Genomic DNA, 19,190 nt, shown 5'->3' on the forward strand with positions numbered 1-19,190 from the left:
CGGCCGGAGTTACCCTCACTCCGAGCGCAGCGAATCCACCGGGTTGGCCAGGGCCGCGCGAAGCGACTGCCCGCTCACCGTAAGCAGGGCGATGGCCAGGGCCGCCCCTCCCGCGAGCAGAAAGACACCCGCGCCTATATCAATGCGGTAGGCAAAATCGGCCAGCCACCACTTCGCCCCGTAATAGGCTGCCGGCACAGCAATCACAAATCCCACGGCCACCAGCTTGAGAAAATCACTGCTGAGGAGGGTTACAATGTTGGCAGCTGTAGCACCCAGTACCTTGCGTATGCCGATCTCCCGGGTACGGCGCTCGGCGGAATAGGCCGCCAGGCCAAAAAGACCCAGGCAGGCAATTACGATGGCAAAACCGGAAAAAATGTTGAAGATTTTTGCCAGGCGAAGCTCGGCCCTGTAGTCCTGGTCCATAATCTGGTCCAGGAAACTATAGTTGAGGGGGAAAGCGGGTTCGAACTGCGACCAGGTGTTCCGCACCTGGTCAATGCCCGGACTCATGGCGTCCTCGCGCAGACGCACCATAATGGTGGACATTCTTGACCCGGCGCCGTGTATATTCCGAAGGGCCACCGGCTCGATGGGATCAAAGAGTGTAGTCTCGTGAAAATTCTTCACTATACCGATCAGTCGGCCGTTGGGCCGGTTGATGGGCTGTCCCACGGCATCTTCGTGTCCCAGGGCACGGGCTGCAGCTTCGTTCAGAATCCAGGCGTCAGTACTGTCGGACGAACGCTCCGGATCGAAAGTACGTCCCTCCAGGAGTTCCAGTCCCATGGTTTCGAGGTAGTCGTAGGAAACGGCGAAGACGCTCATGCTGATGGTACCACCATCGGCGTCACGATAGCCGGTACGCATGCTGATCCGGTTGGGCAGGGTGCCCGCCGAGACCGACTCGACGTCGGCGTTCCGAAGCAGCTCCTGCCGAAAGGCCCCGAAGCTGTTCTCCACCCGGTCGCTGTTATTGTGGATGACCATGATCTGCTCGTCGTTGCCGTCCAGCCGCTCCGTGCGGATAAAATCCATCTGCCGGGAGATTAGCAGCGAGGCGATAACGATGGCGATGGAGATGCCGAACTGGGCCACAACCAGTCCCTTCCGCAGCCCGGTGCTTTTCCCGCCTGCCTGCAGACCCGATCCGCGCAGGATATCCGAAGGGCGGAATGACGCCAGGTATAGCGAGGCGTAGGCCCCGCTGAGCAGTCCGACAGCCAGCAGGGTGCCCGCCAGCATCCCCAGCCAGGACCAGCTGAACGCGAAAAGCGAGCCGAGTTCCACGTCGAAGTAACCCATGACCAGCGGCTTGACCGACTCGACGAGCACCATGGAAAGTCCGAAGGCCACCGAGCAGGTGATCAGCGATTCCATGGATATCTGCCGCAAAATCTGTCCCCTTCCGGCACCCAGCGTTTTGCGTATGCCGATCTCACGGGCACGTTCGGCCGAGCGCGCAGTAGCCAGGTTTATAAAATTGATACAGGCAACCAGCAGGATGAGTCCCGCAACGGCCAGCAGGATACGGATATAGATCACCCGGCTCCCCTCCGCCAGGCGGCTCTGCGGGTAGAGGTGGATATCGGTGACAGGCTGTAGAATGAGTCCGTAGTCACCCACCGCACCCTCGGGCATCCTGATGTTATCCTCCACATAGCCGGGCAGTTTCCGGCGGAAAGCGTCCGCGTCGGCCTCAGTATTCAGCAGCAGGTATCCGTTCGCCATGCGTATGTTCCACATGCTGTAAAAGGGATGGTCGGCGGGGAAGTCCTGCCGCCCCGCCAGGGCCTCGAACTCGAAATGGGTGTTAGTGGGCAGATTGTGCAAGACCCCGCTGACGGTATACTCTGTCGTATTCTGATAGGTAACCGACTCCCCGATAACGTCGGTACGTCCGAAAAGACGTTGCGCCAGGTCCTCCGTCAGCACCAGTTGTTCGGGACTGGAGAGCGCCTCCTCCGGATTGCCGTACAGCATGGGCAGGTCGAACAGGGAGAGGAAGGCCGGACCCGCCTGCGCCCACTGTTCAACATAGAGTTCCCGCTCACCCCGAAGCAGGAAGTGTCCCGAGCGCTGCGAAACCCGTACGCCTTCCTGCACCTCGGGATACTGCTCTGCGAGCTGCCCGATAATGGGTTCGGGCAGCTGGTCGTGAATGGACTCCCCCAGACTGCTTCCACGGTCGTGCATTAGAACCCGGTAGAGACGGTCGGAATGGGCAAGCTGCTCATCGTAGCTGTACTCGTGGCGTACAAAAAGCAGAATCATGATAAAAACGGTCAGCGCAACCGTCAGGCCCCCGATATTGACCAAGGCGTAACTCTTGTTGCGGGTCAGGTTGCGCCAGGCGATCTTGAAATAGTTTGCAAGCATGGGAAGGAATTTGTTTGCCGGTTGCCCGGCGCCGCCCTTTCGGTCCGGCCCGGTATTACCAATGTAATAAATAATGGAGGCGGCGCAAGGCTATTCCTTACAGGCAGCACACGCCCCTCACCGGATGCACGGCCTGTCCTTGCAGGTCTGCTTGCGGTTATCCCTCATCCTGTTCATTTTACCCCGGCAGGGAAGACATGCGGAAACCATCCTTAACCAGGTCAATGGAGGGCCCAGATGAATCAAGGACACATCAAACCGGCGGAAGTGGTCAATCTGAATACCCTGAAGAGGGAGATGGACCGGGACGCCACCTATGCCCTGGTTAAAACCTCCGACATGGAGGTCATCCGCATGGTGATGCCCGCCGGCAAGGAGATCGCCGAACACAGCGTGGAGGGTGAGATGTCTGTGCAGTGCATGAAAGGCCATGTCCTCTTTTCGGTGGACGGCAAGACCCAGGAGCTGATAGAAGGGGACTGGCTCTACCTGAACCGCGACCAGTCCCATTCGCTGAGCGCACTTCGCAATTCCATATTGCTGGTGACTATTCTCTTTACGGGAGAGTAGCGGCCGGATCTACGCCCGACAGCCGTTCGCCCCGCCTAGTACTCCTCCTTGGGACCCAACTCCGCTTCCTGGGCATCCACCAGGTCACGCACGTCCTGCAGCAGTTGCTGGGCATCGTAGACGATGCCGTCCTTGATGGTGTACTGTATGCCCTTCACGCGTATGAACTCTCCGATCTTCGAAGGCTGCGCCCAGGCGGTCTGCGCCTACTCGTACTTGATGGGTGCCCCCTCTTCCGGCAGTGACTGAAGGATAAACTCCCGGATGTCTTCGTTGGAGGTCTCCAGATCTTCCGAGCGCAGATACATCATATGTCCGCTGCGGTAGCCCTCGAAGCGGAAACGGTCCTGCAGCTTGCCCGAGGGATCCAGGTTCCACATCACGTATTTGGCCGTGAAGTAGTCGGTGGCCCCATCGAAGTAGCCCGACTGGATCATCACCTGCAAGCTGGGATTTTCGGCCATGGCCGAGCGCAGCATCTCACCGGTCCGATTTCCGTCGCTGTTCCACGGGCGAACCGGGCCGGATACATAGTATTGCAGGTCTGTTCTGAATCCGAGCTGCTCCTGCAGGTAGTGGTTGATGGCCGGGGTGAAGGAGTGTTTCCAGGAGGAATACTCGGGCGAATAGTCGGGACCTTCGCCGGCAGACTTCCGGTCGATGCCTTTGTAGCGGGAATCGAGCCGGCCGATGGTGTAACCCTCGTCGCGCAGCAGCTCCTTCCAGTAAGCGTCGTTGGGCACCGCCAGGTTGTGGCTGAGCACAAACTCCTCGGAAACCCCGGCATAGCGGGCCACCTGGGCGGCCACCTGCTGCCTGCGGGTGTCTTCCAGGAAGCCGCCGCGGCTCAGCGCCGGCAGGTACTCGTCGATGGTATAATCTTCCACTTCGGAAAGCAGTTCCTCCAAATCCCGGTTCTGCAGGTCGGAGGGAAGCTGATTGTGGTACCAGGCTGCGGCCGTGTAGTAGGGAAGCTTGAGCACCGGCGCCCGGGGCTCAGGTCCCTCCGGATTCAGCCCAAGTCCCGTTGGAGAGACCAGAATCACCCCGTTCAAAAACATCCAGTGCGAACCCTGTAGCTCGCCGGCCAGGCCCGAGACGCGGGGCGTGCCGTAACTCTCCCCGATCAGGTACTTGGGCGACTCCCAGCGATCCTGCCGCGAGATAAAGGTGTCGATCCAGTCAGCCAGATACTCGATGTCCTCGTTCACGCCAAAGAACTGCTCGCCCTCCCCGTCGTTCACCATGCGTGAAAGGCCGGTGTTGACAGGATTCACGTAGACAATGTCGGCCACGTCGATGATGGAGTGCGAATTGTCCTCCACGCCGTAGGGTTGTACGGGGAAGCCCTCATCGCTGATCTTCAGTTTTTTCGGGCTGGTATATCCCAGGTGCATCCAGAGAGAACCTGCACCCGGTCCCCCGTTGAAAGAGACAAAAATGGGACGCATTTCGTCGTTCTCGACGTCGGTGCGCCGGTAGTAGGTGTAGAAGAGGGAGGCATCGGGCTCGCCGTCCTCCCCGTAGACCGGCTGGGTGCCGACCGTAACTTCATATGGAATCTGCTCGCCCTTGACCGTCACCTCGTCGGTGGAGGTGATAGCGGTGTCAACCGGCAGGCTGGTCATCTGCGCCCGGGCCGAATAGGAAGATCCCAGGCCCACCAGGATGAGCACCAGAACGGTAAGAAGATTGCGTGACAGAACGTTGGAAGATAGCATCATAAAACCCTTTTGGTTGCATTTGAAAAGCCGGCCGTTCGACCGGGTACCCCCGCGAATATATGAAATTCCCTCCCTCTATATGATACCGGCCGAAATTCCGGCAGGGTGAAGGGTCCGAATCAGCATTGGGGAATCCTTCGGTAGCCCCTATTTTATCATGCACCCTGCATCCCCGCACCTCGAAATCCCACATGTTCAGACTAGGAGAATACCAGACCCTCAACGTATCACGCAGCACCGAGCACGGCTATTACCTGCAGAACACATCCTCACGCTCAGACGAGGAGGTGCTCCTGCCTTACGGCCTGGCCTTCCGCGAGCTGAAGAAAGGGGAGAACGTCCGCGTGTTTCTCTTCCTGGACGGTGAGGAGCGGTTGACAGCCACCATGCAGGAGCCGCCCATCACCCTCGGCGGCCTCGCACGGCTGAAGGTGAAGGACGTCAACCGGCAGGGCGCCTATCTAGACTGGGGACTAAGCAAGGATCTGTTTGTGCCCTACAGCGAACAGATCGGTACGATGGAGGAGGGACGGTCCTACCTGGTCTACCTTTACCTGGACGAAAAAAGCGGGCGGCTCGTCGCCACCGAAAAGTTTGACCGTTATCTGGACAAGGGAGAGATAGATCTGCAGGAAGAAGAGGAGGTGGACCTGTGGATACGCCATCGCACCGACCTGGGCTACAATGTCGTCATCAACGAAAAGTACAGCGGACTGATCTATCACGATGAATTTTTCTCCGAGGTCGGCTACGGAGACCGGACAAAGGGCTACATCAAGCAGATCCGGGACGACGGCAAGATCGACGTGACCCTGCGTCCCATTGGCTACGACAAGGTGGAGCCCAGCGCCGGGCTCATCCTGGAGCGCCTGAAGGATGCAGGCGGCTACCTGGATTTACACGACAAAAGCGATCCTCAGGAGATCCGCAACCGGCTGCAGATGAGCAAGAAAACCTTCAAGAAAGCGATCGGCCTACTTTATAAAAAGGAGATCATCAGGATTGAGGACGACGGGATCTATCTGGCGGAGGGATAAATCCCCACGAATGGTCGGCACATCCGTATGAATACCATACCCCCTTGTCTTATTGACTCTATTAATATAAATTAAGTCAATGTGCTACCCTAATTAATATTAATTAAGTCAGTATAGTGACGTTTTTGTCAATATAATTATGCTCATACCCCGATTCATCACGAACAAGATAGAAGGCGATCTGGGTAAACAGAAAGTGATTCTTCTATATGGAACGCGCCGCACCGGTAAAACAACCATTATTGAATACCTCGCAACCAAATATAAAAACGACACGCTGATCCTGCCGGGCGAAGATCTGCAGATAGCCGAAATATTGAAGAACAGAACCGTGAAAAATTACCGCCGCATCATCGGTGACAAGAAAATTGTGGTCATTGATGAAGCGCAGGCAGTCCCTGAAATCGGCATGTGCCTGAAATTTATGATCGATCAGATCCAGGGAATAACGATTATCGCCACAGGAAGCAGCAGTTTTGATTTTGTATATCGTACCGGGGAGCCCCTGGTGGGAAGAAACATAGTATATCAACTGCATCCGCTTGCCCAGGTTGAGTTGTCGGTGAGAGAAGATCACCTGACTACCCGCCTCAACCTGGAACAGCGATTGATCTATGGCAGCTATCCGGAACTATGGCATATGGAGAGCACCGGGGACCAGGAGCAGTATTTGCAACAACTTATTCAAAGCTATCTTCTGAAGGACCTGCTTATTCTGGAAAACGTCAAAGGAGCAAACGTTCTCTATAAATTGCTGCAACTTCTCGCCTGGCAGGTCGGCAGTGAGGTCAGTACTGTTGAGCTGGGAGAGAGCCTCCAGATGAGCAAGAATACGGTAGATCGCTATCTCGATCTGTTGTCAAAGGTGTTCATCATCTATCCGTTGGGAGGGTTCAGCCGGAACCTGCGCAAGGAAGTAACCAAGAGAAAGAAATGGTATTTTTACGATAACGGCATACGCAACGCATTAATCCGGGATTTCAGGCCCCTGCAAGCGCGCAACGATATAGGCCAGCTTTGGGAGCAGTATGTCCTGGGCGAACGCATGAAATTCAACAGCAGCAGGAATCACATTCCCAGATATTATTTCTGGCGAACCTACGATGGCCAGGAAATTGATTTTCTGGAACTTGACAACCGGCAGAATATACAGGCCATTGAATGCAAATGGAGGGAAAGAGGAGCCAAACCACCGGCGGCTTTTTCAAAGGCCTATCCTGAAGCTCGCTATGAAGTGGTAAATAAGTCGAATTACCTGGACTGGATTACGTAACCTACTCCGTCCGCAGCGAATCCGCGGGATTGGCCCGTGCCGCGCGGATTGACTGGCCGCTGACTGTCAGCAGGGCGATCAGCAAGACGGCCGCTCCCACCGCAACGAAAGTCCACGCACCCAAATCAATCCGGTAGGCGAAATCCTGCAGCCAACGGCTAACCCCATAGTAAGCTATCGGCACGGCCACCAGGAAGCCCAGGCCAACCAGAAGCAGGAACTCCCGCGAGAGCAGAGCCACAATGTTGGAGACTGTCGCCCCCAGCACCTTGCGTATACCTATTTCCTTGGTCCGCCTCCGGGCGGAGAATGCCGCCAGTCCGAAAAGTCCCAGGCACGAAATTATAATTGAGAAGCCCGCGAAGCCTTTGAACACCGATGCCATGCGAAGCTCCGCCCGGTACCGGCTGTCAAGCTCTTGGTCCAAAAAGGTGTAGTCGAACGGATAGCCTGTCTGAAACGAATCCCAGGTCTCCCTCACCTGCCGGAGTCCTTCCGAGATCTGTCCCTCAGGCAGTCGGATAAAAAGATTCCTCTTTGCCAACCCTTCCTCTCCGTAGCGGAATACCGTCGGGGTGATCCGTTCATAAAAAGTCTGGGCGTGAAAATCCTCCACTATACCCACCACATGGGCGTTAACCGGTTTTTCGACAAACTGGCCGCGGGCCTCCTCCACCCCGAACAGCCGGGCGGCCGACTCGTTCAGCAGCACGTTATCGGTGCTGTCGCCGTCAATATCACGACTTAGAAAACGACCGGAAATCAGGTCTGTCCCCAGGGTCTCCAGGTAGGAATGGCTGCCCTCTATCCAGTACAGCCGGCTGGGCACGTCCAGCTCGTTCTCCTCCAGTTGCATGTACATTCCCGGCTGCCCCAGCATATTTCCAAATGCCACCTGCTCGACAGAAGTATTACGGAGCAGTTCCTGTCGAAAGGTATCAAATTGATCGCTGACTGCATTGCTGCGGTCGGTGATCATCAGGATCTGCTCATCCTCTCCGTCCATGCGATTTTCCTGTATATAGGTCATCTGTCGGGATATCAGTACGGTAGCCAAAATCACGACAAGGGACACGGCAAACTGGATCACCACCAATCCCCTCCGAAGCGAAGCCTTCGACACTCCCCGGACACCGAATTGTCCCTGGAAGATCTGCTTGGGTGTAAATCCCGACATGTAAAAGGCGCAGTAGGCCCCGCTCATCAGAGTAACTCCCGCAAAAAGGGCTGTGAGAATCAGAACCCCCTCGAGATTCAACCAACTCATCGCACTCAGATCCAATCCCAGCACCTGCTGTATATGGGGCAGGAGCGCCTCAAACAGCATCAGCCCAAGAAAGAAGCCTATGCTGCAGGTAAGAGCCGTTTCCACCATCACCTGCTGCACTACCTGAAAGCGGCTGGCCCCTACCGATTTACGTACCCCGATTTCCCGGGTCCGCTCCATGGCGCGTGCCGTAGCCTGGTTGATATAATTGACACAGGCGATAAGTAGAATCAGAAGAGCTACGGCAAAAAATATCCGTATGTAGGTCATCTTGTCCGACCCGCCCTGGCGTCCCTCCGGATATAGATATATCTCCGACAGAGGTTGCAAAACCATCCGGCGAGTGCTCAGGTCGGTGTCTTCCCTGTACTTGGCGTAGGTACGGATATAATCCGGAAATTTACGTTCCAGCTCGGCCGCACTGTTTTCGGACAGTTTCAGATAGGTAGGAGCCGTATGGTACTGCCAGCTTCCCATCTCGCTCTCCTCCGTTCTCATCACCGCCTTGAAACCCATGTGGGTGTTGGACGGGGGATCCTCCACCACGCCGGTAACCGGCCGTTCCATCCGCTTGTTCAGGGAAACCGTTTCTCCTATAGGATTTTCTTCTCCAAAGAGTCGCCGTGCGAGGGACTCTGTAATCACCATCGCATCGGGCTGGGAAAAACTCCTTTCCGCCGATCCGTACAGGAAAGTATGGGAAAATACCTGGAAGAAATCCTGCGTGGCAGTCATGACCCCCTCCTCGTAAAACTGCCGGTCGCCATACTCAAACAGGTACTGCATGGAGGAGGGGGGAAGGGTCTTGACCCCAAACAACACTTCAGGATAAGTCTCCTCCAGATGGCCAGCCAGTCCCATAGGAGTGCCCGAAAATATGTTCCCGCTGTCGGTGTAATGCATAAGCACCCGGTAGACCTGGTCTGACTCCGGCAGGTGCTCTTCGTAGCTGGTTTCGTGCCGGATATAGAAAATGATGACCATGAACACGGCCAGCGCCACCGCCAGACCGGCGATATTGATGAAGGCGTATCCTTTATTACGAGCCAAGTTTCTCCAGGCGATTTTAATGTAATTAAGAAACATGGATCCGGGGTTTAGGAATTACGAATGCTTACTCGCTTCGGAGTGACTCCACCGGGTTGGCCCGGGCGGCACGTACCGACTGCCAGCTGACGGTTAACAGTGCGATCAGCAGGGCGGCCCCACCCGCCAGGGCGAACACACCTATGCCGATTTCGACCCTGTAGGCAAAGTCCGCCAGCCACCGGTCCATGGCATACCAGGCTACCGGGGCGGCGATCAAAAAGCCGACGGCCACTTGCAGGAGAAAATCGCCCGAGAGGCGGGCGACGATACTCTCGGTAGTCGCGCCGAGCACCTTGCGTATGCCGATTTCCCGGGTTCGGCGGCGGGCTGCCAGCGCGGCCAGGCTGAAGAGTCCCATACAGGCGATAACGATGGTGACCAGGGAAAAGGCCCAGAAAATTTGTGCGAAGCGGTGGCTGCTCCGGTAGATATCGGCTATGCTGTCGTCCAGAAATGTGTATTCCATGGGTACGCCTCCGGCGACTTCGCTCCAGGCCTCGCGCAGGCGGTCGAGCGTCGGCCCGACCGATCCGGCCTGGAGACGAACATTCAGCGTATTGAATCCATCACGTCCGATTTGAAGGGCCAGTGGACCGATTTCGCTGTGGAGGGAGCGGTAGTGGAAGTCCGACACCACACCCGTGATCCGTCCCTGGAAGGGCAGGGCATCCAGCCCAAGCAAGGCGCCCAGGTTTTCGCCCTGGAACTCCTCGCTATTCACCGCACGGGCAAAAGATTCATTGACCACCCACTCTCCCTCCTGAAGGTTCATGGGCGCTCCCGAAAGAGATCGAATGCCCATAAGAGATAGAAACTGGGGATCTACCGTCAGCACGGAAAAATGGGGGAAGGGACCTTCCTCCAACGTAAATTCCATGGCCCCGGATACGCCCACCGATCCACCGGAAGCGGCTACGCCCTCTACACCCGACACCCCCTGCATACGCTGCTTGAGCACCTCGTACTGTTGCTGCTGCTCACCCTTCAGGGATATGGTAATCACATGCTCCCTGTCGAAGCCCAGGTCGGACTCCATCATGTAGTCCAGCTGGTTCTGTACGATGAGCGTGCTGCAGATGAGGGCAATGGAGACGGCAAACTGGAACACCACCAGTCCCTTTCGCAGCAGGCTGTTTCCCGACGACTGTGCCGTTTCGTTACGGAAGATGGCCGAGGGATCCAGGCGCGCCAGGTAGAGCGTCACGTAGGCGGCTGATAAAACGGTTATCACAAGCACCAGGGGAACCAGAAGGGCCCAGAGCCACGGATCGAGCAGCCCGTAGGAACTCAGCGTGACGCCGGGGATGGCGCTGGCCAGGGGATAGACCATCTCCACCATCAGCAGGGCTGCGGTAACGGCAAGGAGGCTCGCGAGGAAGGACTCGGAAAGGAAACGCAGGGAAAGCTGCGAGGGCCGGGCACCCATGGCCTTCCGCACGCCTACCTCCCGACTGCGCGGAATCAGCTGAGCTATGGAAAGGTTGATATGGTTGACCACTGCAATAAGCAGCAGAAAAAACGCGGCAAAGGAAAAGATATAGAGATAACTCACGTCGCCGGACGCATCAAAGGCGTAGAGATGCAGCTGATCCAGGCGCTCCAGCATATAGCCCTGCAGAGCCGGGTTTTCGCTGTTTGCCCGGGTAAGTGCCAGCATCTGTTGTTTGACTTCGCCGGTATCGGCACCGGGTGCCAGCAGCACGTAGCTGGTGATGGAGGATATTCGCTCCCATTGCAGGGTATTATCCGCCGGATTTGCCAGAATGTGAAAAGGCAGTTCGGTGGCGCCGGGAGGGTTGGCGATGATGCCCATTACGGTCAATTGCCGTTCCTGTTCGGAAACGGTAATCACCTTGCCTACCGGATCCTCCTCCCCGAAATACTTCTCGGCCATGCGTCGGGAGATCACGGCGCTCCCGGGCGCGGCAAGGGCCTCTTGCGGGCTCCCCCGAAGAAAGGCAACGGTAAACATGTCAAATACGGCCTGCTCGGTGTAGAACAGGTCATCCTCGTAGAAGGATCGGTCCCCGTACTCTACCAGGGTGTTCTCCCTGCGGGTCAGCCGGGCGGCGTTCTCCACGCCGGAGGCCTCCTGCCTCAGGGTCCGGGCCAGCAGGCTGGGTGAGCGGTTGCTGAGCACCTCCTGCCCGCTGTACTCCATTTGCTGGCCAATTCGGTAGATACGCTCCGCCTTGGCGTGATGCGACTCATAGGTCAGTTCGTGATGGACGTACAGTCCTACAAGTATGCAGCAGGCCACCGCGACGGACAGGCCCAGGGTGGTCACCAGGCTGTAGCCCTTGTTTTTCCGCAGGTTGCGCCAGGCGACTTTAAGATGGTTCGATAACATGCGGGCTATTTTGAATGGATGATTATTCTGAACGCAGCGACTCCACCGGGTTGGCCAATGCGGCCCGTATCGACTGCCAGCTCACCGTCAGCAGGGCAATCAGCAGGGCGGCGCCTCCCGCCAGGGCGAAGACGCCGGCTCCGATCTCGATCTTGTAGGCGAAATCCGCCAGCCACCAGTCCATTGCATAGTACGCCACCGGCACGGCGATCACGAAGCCGATGGTTACCAGTTTGATGAAATCTTTACTGAGGAGGGTGACAATGTTCGATACGGTCGCCCCCAGCACCTTGCGGATACCAATCTCCTTGGTGCGCCGCCGCGCCGCCAGCGCGGCAAGGCCGAAGAGCCCAAAGCAGGCCAGCAGGATGGAGGCGCCGGATGAAGCCTTCATGATGGTTCCCCAACGCTGCTCCTCGGCGTACTGCCTGCGCACGTAATCCTCCAGGAAGGTGTAGCTGAAGTTCTCGTCGGGCGCGACCTCCGTCCATAACTCCTCCAGCCTCCCCAGTGTGCTGCTTACCGTGGCGGTGTTAATGCGCACCAGGATACTGTAGACAGGATATTCGCTTTGATTTTCTCGGTGCATATAGGCCACCGGCTCTATCTGGTTGTAGAGATTCATGGTGTGATAGTTCTCCATGACCCCGATGACCTGCATGCCTTCGAAATTGCCCCATTTGTCATCGATCGTCTGGCCGATGGGCTGCTCCCACCCCATCTCCTCTACAAGGCGCTTATTCACGATCATCCCGTTCTTCAACTCGGCGGGCCGTTCCCGGGAGAATGCCCTTCCGGCTTCCAGCTCGATGCCCATGGTCTCCATGTAGTGTTCGTCAGCCACCTCGCCATGTATTACCCCGCTGTAGGCTTCGGTACTCACGCCGAAGATTCCCGAGGTAAAGCCATCCAGCTCCTCCATATTCTCGAAGAGGCCGGAGGTGCCGGAAACGGCTTCCACGCCGGGTATGCGGCGTGCTTCTTCGTGGAACCGACGGTAGATTTCCGCCCCGCGTTCGGCGTTGCCCAATCCCCCGGCCTCAAGGCGCACCACGCCCTCCGGCTCGTAGCCCAGGTCGGTGTTGGTCATGTAATGCAGCTGCTTTTGCATCAGCACCGTGACGGCGATAAATGAAATGGTCATGGCAAACTGCACCACGATGAGCGAGCGTACCAAGGGAGAAGTCCGGCCACCGCCGGTTGACTTCCGGAAGATGGAGGCGATGCTCCTGCCCGACAGCACCAGAGCGGGATAGACGCCCGTCAGGAGCGTGGCCAGCAGCAGCACGCCCCCCACCAGCAGCAGGAGCCCGGGATCCTGCAGGAAATTCATGGTCACCTGCTGCTGCACCATCTGCTGGAAGAAGGGCAGGAGCAACTCCGCAAGCAACAGGGCCGCCAACAGGGACAGGCAGCAGGTCAGGAAGACCTCGCCCAGAAACTGGCGCGCAAGCTGCCCGCGGTCCGCGCCCACCACCTTGCGTATGCCGATCTCCCGGTCTCTCGTGGCGGCGCGGCCCAGGGTCAGACTCACAAAATTGATGCCCGCGATGGCCAGCACCACCAGGGCAATGACGCCCAGCACCAGCGGGTAAAGAGGATTGCTCTGGGGTAACATGGAGCTGACCTCCTGGCTGAAGTATATTTCATCCACCGGCTGAAGCCGGAGCTCCGTCTTGAACTGCTCGCCCACCGCCCCGTAGTTGTCTGTTACAAAGGCGGGCAGCTTCTGAGCAAGCGTCCGGACATCGGCGTTCTCGTTCAGAAGCAGCCAGGTCTCGCCCCAGCCGCTGGCCCAGGCCCTCTGGCCTGCGGGAAAATCCCGGGGAATGGCCTCGAAGGGAATAACCATGCCGAATTCCAGGCTGGAGTTCCGGGGAGGATTCTCCGCCACGGCAGATACGGTGAAGGCATGCTCGGTATCCTGGATGACCACAGGGAGGGAGTTGCCCACCACATCCGTCGTACCGAACAGTTCCCGGGCTTTCGATTCGGTCAGCACCACATTTTGCCGGCTGGCCAGGGCCTGGGAGGGGTCGCCCTGCCGGAGGGGAAAGGTGAACATCTGAAAAAATTCGGGACCGGCGACCAGGGACCGCTCCGTCCGGAAGGTCCCCTCCTGTTCCACCTGCACCATGGCGCCCCCTACTTTGATAGCGGAGGCAATTTCAGGCAGCTGCTCTTCCAGGCGCTCCGCCAACAAGTGCGGCGATATGGCCCCGTGGCGAACTTCCTCTGTACGGGGATTTGTCTCCGTTTCCACCACCCGGTAGAGGCGGTCGCCGTTTTGGTGAAATTGATCGTACGACCACTCAAAACGCACGTAGGCCGCCAGCAGGATACAGCATGCGATGCCCACCGCCAGTCCGCCGATACTGATGGCCGAATCGATCTTGTGATTGAACAGGTTACGCCAGGCGATCTTGATGTAATTCTTGAGCATGTTACCTCACTGTATCGTTGTTGAAATGAGCATCTTGAAACCGGCAAACGGTTCATCCGAATGATCTGCGAAAACCTCTAATCAGTCCCGGTACGATACTATTTCCCCAATAATCATACCAGTTTCCTTTACCGGGCATAACAATCGATATATGGAGATGTGTCCCCTCAAATTGTTCGTATTGATACAACGGGTGTACGCAGGCGTACAGTTTGATAGAAACAAACAGTGCTCATCTATGCTCACGCCGCCCGAACAGATTCCATCCCAACAGTAATCGGCACTTGTCGCTTCCTACTCCGACCGCAGCGTGTCCACCGGGTTGGCCAGGGCGATGAGCAGGGTGACGCCTGAAGGCGCGCGGCTATTCCATGCCTACACTGTAATCGATCATCTGGTTGTCCCTGAAATTGTAGAGGGTCATCCGCCGAAGGTTGTAGAGGCCGGTCCAGAAGCGGCTCAGCTCTCGGATGTAGGCCACGCGGGCGGCATCCCGCTGGGCCTGGGCCTGGAAAAGGAACTCTATATCGGTGTCGCCGACCAGGTAGCGGGTCTGAGCCACATCGTAGCGTCGCTGGGCAATACCGTCCGATTCGCGAGCCAGCTGCACCTGGTTGCTGCGCTGGAGGAACTCCCTCACCTGCGTCTCCACACCCTGCACGAATTGCTGTCGCTGGTAATCGATCATCGTGGCTGTTCGGCGCTGCTCGTTGCGTGCGGCGTTCACCTGCGCCCGCTGTTGGCCCCAGTTGAAAATGGGTATCTGGAAACCCATGGTAAGGAACTGGCTGTTTTGGGTTTCGGTGTAGAGATCGGCCAAGTCCTCCGAGGTCTTGTTGATGCCATATCGGGCAATCAGATTCATCTGCAGGTTGGACTGCGCCTTCTGCTGCGCGAAGTTGGCGTCGGCCTGCATCTCCTGCAGCTCGTACCGGAGGGCCTCGTTGTTGTTCTCCATGGCCAGCTGTACGGCGCGGTCAATCTGGACGTTGACTTCCGGCAGCTCCTCCGGCGCATCAAGCTCCATGGAGACGTCGGTGGAGTAGCCCAGGAAAATCTTGAAGTTGTTCAGCACCCGCTGGTATTCTATTTCGGAGTTGCTCACCGACACCTGTGCGTTTTTCAGTTCCAGCTCGGAGGCCAGTAAATCGTTCTCTGAGATATCGCCCACCCGGTAGCGCGACAGGTTGATGGTATGGATGGAATCGTTGCTGGCCCTGTTGAAACGGGCGTTCTCCAGCTGCACCTGCGCCAGGTAGACATTGAAAAAGTTCTGCGCTGTTCGCTGGGCGACCTGCTCCATGTTCTGCACAAACTGCTTCTGGGCAATCTCAAAGCGCAGCGGCTCAATGCGGTTGCGCCATTTGAGGTTGTTGTACTGGAAGATAGGCTGAACAAACTGCGCCTGCAGGGGTGTGCTGCTCCAGAGGTAGCTGTTCTCTCCGCCGAAGATGCCCAGGCGTCCAATTTCCGACGACAGCGAAAGTCGGCCTCCAGTCAATGGAATGTTCTGGTTGACCGAAAGCTCCGCACCGGCATTTGACTGCACCTGGTCGCGGAAGACCACGCTCCCGTCGGGCTGTGTGACGGGAATAATGCTGCGGTTGTAGTTGGGGGCGTCGCCCGACAGGTCCAGACTGGGCAGCAAGTCCGCCCGGAAGGCTCGGTACTGCCACTGGCTGGCAATCATGTCGAAGCGTGCCAGGCGCGCCTCCGGACTCTGGTCCTGCGCAATTTCGATGGCCTCCTGCAGGGTGAGCGTGCCCAGCTGCTGCCCGCTCTGGGCCTGCACCGGCAGGGCTAGCCCAGCCCAGAGCAGCATGATCAGTACGATTGATGAACGTTTTTTGCTGAATAAATCCATTGCGTATCGTTTGGTTCGGTTAAGTACTCATAGGTACGAAATATAGTCGCACACTTACAATCTCGTCACTCCGAGCGCAGCGAATCCACCGGGTTGGCGGTGGCCGCCTTCAGGGACTGCCAGATGACCGTCGCCAAGGCCACCAGAAGGGCCGTACCCCCGGCCGCCAGAAAGATCCCGGGTCCAATGGTAATGCGGTAAGCAAAATCCGCCAGCCACTGTCCCATGACGTAGTAGGCCGCGGGGGCCGCAATCACGAATCCCAGGGCTACCAGCTTCAGGTAGTCCCTGGAGAGCAGCACGACGATACCCGACACCGTCGCGCCCAGCACCTTGCGCACACCGATCTCCTTGGTGCGCCGCTCGGCGGTATAGGCTGACAGTCCCAGCAGACCCAGGCATGCTATGAAGATAGCGATCACCGTAAAGACCCAGAAGATGTTGGCCAGGCGCTGCTCCGTGCGGTATTGCCGGTCGAGCTGCTCGTCCAGAAAATGATAGTAGAACGGACGGTCCGTCACGTGACGGTTCCACGCCCGCCGCACCGCTTCCAGTCCGCCGCTCACCTGCCCGTCGGCCAGCCTCACAAGGATGGTCTCCTGCGAACCCGTCTGGAACTCCGCCACCAGCGGTTCGATGGGCTGGTGCATCGATTCGATGTGGTAGTCCTCCACGATGCCCACCAGAATCCCGGTGCCGTTGTATTGTATTTCCTGTCCCACCTTGTCCCACAGATCCTCCACGTTGGCCAGCGTTTCGTTAATGATCTTGGCGTTGGCGGCCTCCAGATCGGATATTCCCGCATCCCGGAAGTGTGTCCCGGCGACCATTTCATAGCCTAATGTACTAAAATAATCGTACTCTACCCACATCACATTTAGAAAGTCAAACTGCGAGGTGGTGTCGGATGGTGTGAAACCGCTGAGAAATCGAATATCTCCTGGCATCTGCCCCGCCGTTACACTTTCTATGGCCGGAGAGGAAAGCAGCTCCCTCTTGAAGGTATCGTACTGCTGGTCGACGGCCTCGTTTTTGTTTTCAACCACCAGCACTTGGTCGCCACGCACATTCAGGCGTTGCTTGCGTATATGCTCCATCTGGTTGTAGATGGTCACGGAAGCCAGAATGAGCATGATGGAGCCGGTAAACTGCCCCACCACCAGCACCTTCCGGAAACGGCTGCTGCCCGCTCCGCCCGGAAAGAGCCCCTTGAGCACGCGGGAGGGAGAGACGCCTGAAAGCACGAAAGCCGAATAACTCCCGCTCAGCAGTCCCACAATCACGGCCACGGCCGCCACCACGGCAAGACCCAAGGGCTCCCAGACCGGCTGCATGCTCAGTCGTGTATCGAGCAAACGGTTAAAGGTTGGCAACGCCAGCTCGGCCATCAGCAGGGCCGCCAGCATGGAAATGGTAGACAGCAACACCGACTCCATCAGAAACTGCCGCAGAAGCTGTCCCCTGTGCCCTCCCATTACTTTGCGAACGCCCACCTCGCGGGCGCGCTGGGACGAGCGCGCGGTGGAGAGGTTCATGTAGTTCACGACCGCAATCAGCAGTATCAGCAGGGCGGCGGCCGAAAAGATGTAAATGTACTGGAGGGGCCCCGTACGTGTGGCCGTGCCGAGACTGGGATAGAGATGGGCATCCGTCAGGGGCTGTACACGGAGATCGTACTGCTCGTCCGCGCCTTCGGGCTGCTGGTTCTCCATAAAAGCCGGCAGCTTGTCCCGGAAGGCGGCGATGTCGGCGTCCGCCCTCAGCTTGATATAATTCGCATTGCCGAAATTCCACCAGTAGGGCGACCCGCTCTCCGGCTGAAAAGGGATCAGCATGTCGAAAGTAATGGAGGAGTTGTAGGGCAGGGTCTCCAGCACGGCTGCAACGGTGTAGGTGGTCTCGCCTTTGTCGATGCGCTCCAACCCGTCGCCTTCCAGGCGCATGGTGGACTCGTCGCGGGTGGTGATGGTCTCACCTACCACGCTGGCGCTGCCGAAATATTTTTCGGCAAACGGCCTGGTGATCACCACGGAACGGGGGCTCTCGAGGGCTCCCTCTACGCTGCCGTGGGCCACCGGAAAGGAAAAAGGCTCCAGGTAGCCGGGGTTTACATACCGTACGGAATTCTCATAGAACTGTCGCCCGTTGGCCGAAACCAGCAGCTCCCGGGCGGTGGTGCTGACGGCCCAGGATTCCACCTCCGGATACGCTTCCGCCAGTCCCATGGCGATATCCTCCATCAGTCCGGTGCGTATGTCACCGCTTTCGGTCTCCTCGGCCACCACGCGGTAGATGCGGTCGGCCCCCTCGTGGAAGGAGTCGAAGGTAAGCTCACGCACCACAAAGAGAGCTATAATCAGGCAGACGGCCAGACCCACCGACAGCCCAAGGGCGTTGATCAGCGTAAAGGCGCGGTTCTTGACCAGGTTGCGCCAGGCAATTTTCACGTAGTTTTTCAGCATGCTTCGGGAATCACTCCTAGACGTGGAAGCCTTCCTGCATGTTTTCGGTGACAATGTGGCCATCAAATAGGTGAATCACCCGGCGCGCGTAGTCGGCGTCGTGCGGGGAGTGGGTCACCATCACGATGGTGGTGCCCGCCTCGTTCAGCTCGGCCAGCAGCTTCATCACCTCGTCGCCGTGGTCGGAGTCCAGGTTACCGGTGGGCTCATCGGCCAGGATCAGTTTGGCGTTGGCCACCACGGCACGGGCAATGGCCACGCGCTGCTGCTGACCCCCGGAGAGCTGCTGGGGGAAGTGGTTGCGGCGATGCATCATGTTCATGCGCTCCAGGGCGGCCTCGGACTTCTCCTTGCGCTCCTCGGAAGAGGCGCCCAGGTAGAGCAGCGGCAGTTCCACGTTTTCAAAGACGGTCAGCTCGTCAATCAGGTTAAAGCTCTGGAAGATGAATCCAATGTTTCCTTTGCGAAGCTGGGCGCGCTCACGCTCGGACCTGTCGGCCACCTCGTGGCCCAGGAAAGAGTAGGACCCTTCGGTGGGGTTGTCCAGCAGACCCATGATGTTCAGCAGGGTGGATTTCCCGCATCCCGAGGGACCCATGATGGCGCAGAACTCCCCTTCGGTGATCTCCAGGTTGACGTTGTTCAAGGCGGTGGTCTCCACCTCCTCGGTAGTGTAGGTCTTCTTCAGGTTTTTGGCGTTGATCATGATGGCAAGGTTTGTAGGGTTGG

12 protein-coding genes are annotated in these 19,190 nt (G+C 57.7%); 3 read left to right on the top strand and 9 right to left on the bottom strand.

Annotation, left to right across the window (positions count from 1 at the left end; translation table 11 throughout):
* Positions 1-15: 15 nt before the first annotated feature.
* Entirely contained in the window at positions 16-2,382 is a 2,367-nt protein-coding gene (locus U5K31_07615) for an ABC transporter permease (GenBank protein ID MDZ7772590.1), read from the bottom strand.
* A gap of 237 nt (positions 2,383-2,619) precedes the next feature.
* Here U5K31_07615 and U5K31_07620 point away from each other — a divergent pair, with 237 nt between their 5' ends.
* Positions 2,620-2,952, top strand: coding sequence for a cupin domain-containing protein (locus tag U5K31_07620; protein MDZ7772591.1), 333 nt, complete (start codon positions 2,620-2,622; stop codon positions 2,950-2,952).
* Between the two features lie 35 nt (positions 2,953-2,987).
* On the opposite strand, the gene U5K31_07625 is transcribed toward U5K31_07620, so the two are convergent.
* Together U5K31_07625 and U5K31_07630 are read right to left on the bottom strand one after the other, a co-directional pair.
* Positions 2,988-3,110, bottom strand: coding sequence for a hypothetical protein (locus tag U5K31_07625; protein ID MDZ7772592.1), 123 nt, complete (start codon positions 3,108-3,110; stop codon positions 2,988-2,990).
* 48 nt (positions 3,111-3,158) lie between these two features.
* On the bottom strand, positions 3,159-4,676 hold the full coding sequence (locus U5K31_07630) for a carboxypeptidase (protein ID MDZ7772593.1): 1,518 nt from the start codon (positions 4,674-4,676) through the stop codon (positions 3,159-3,161).
* A 191-nt stretch (positions 4,677-4,867) separates the two neighbouring features.
* Here U5K31_07630 and U5K31_07635 point away from each other — a divergent pair, with 191 nt between their 5' ends.
* Entirely contained in the window at positions 4,868-5,713 is an 846-nt protein-coding gene (locus tag U5K31_07635; GenBank protein MDZ7772594.1) for a S1-like domain-containing RNA-binding protein, read from the top strand.
* Positions 5,714-5,852: 139 nt separating this feature from the next.
* Positions 5,853-6,986 carry an AAA family ATPase gene (locus U5K31_07640; protein MDZ7772595.1) on the top strand — a complete coding sequence of 378 codons (1,134 nt, stop codon included), beginning with the start codon at positions 5,853-5,855 and terminating at the stop codon, positions 6,984-6,986.
* Position 6,987: 1 nt separating this feature from the next.
* On the opposite strand, the gene U5K31_07645 is transcribed toward U5K31_07640, so the two are convergent.
* From U5K31_07645 to U5K31_07670, 6 genes are all read right to left on the bottom strand, one after another.
* Positions 6,988-9,303: an FtsX-like permease family protein gene (locus U5K31_07645; GenBank protein MDZ7772596.1), complete on the bottom strand. Its 2,316-nt coding sequence runs from the start codon at positions 9,301-9,303 to the stop codon at positions 6,988-6,990.
* Between the two features lie 64 nt (positions 9,304-9,367).
* The gene (locus tag U5K31_07650) at positions 9,368-11,692 is read right to left on the bottom strand and encodes an ABC transporter permease (GenBank protein ID MDZ7772597.1); all 2,325 of its coding nucleotides are present in this window, start codon (positions 11,690-11,692) and stop codon (positions 9,368-9,370) included.
* Positions 11,693-11,714: 22 nt separating this feature from the next.
* A complete protein-coding gene (locus U5K31_07655) occupies positions 11,715-14,135 on the bottom strand; it encodes an ABC transporter permease (protein ID MDZ7772598.1) in 2,421 nt (806 codons plus the stop codon).
* Positions 14,136-14,499: 364 nt separating this feature from the next.
* Complete coding sequence (locus U5K31_07660; GenBank protein ID MDZ7772599.1) at positions 14,500-15,957, bottom strand: TolC family protein; 1,458 nt, start codon at positions 15,955-15,957, stop codon at positions 14,500-14,502.
* Between the two features lie 107 nt (positions 15,958-16,064).
* Complete coding sequence (locus tag U5K31_07665) at positions 16,065-18,461, bottom strand: ABC transporter permease (GenBank protein MDZ7772600.1); 2,397 nt, start codon at positions 18,459-18,461, stop codon at positions 16,065-16,067.
* A 16-nt stretch (positions 18,462-18,477) separates the two neighbouring features.
* Entirely contained in the window at positions 18,478-19,167 is a 690-nt protein-coding gene (locus U5K31_07670; protein ID MDZ7772601.1) for an ABC transporter ATP-binding protein, read from the bottom strand.
* Between the last annotated feature and the right edge of the window lie 23 nt (positions 19,168-19,190).

The sequence above is a fragment of the Balneolaceae bacterium genome, assembly GCA_034521445.1.
GTDB lineage: Bacteria > Bacteroidota > Rhodothermia > Balneolales > Balneolaceae > JAXHMM01.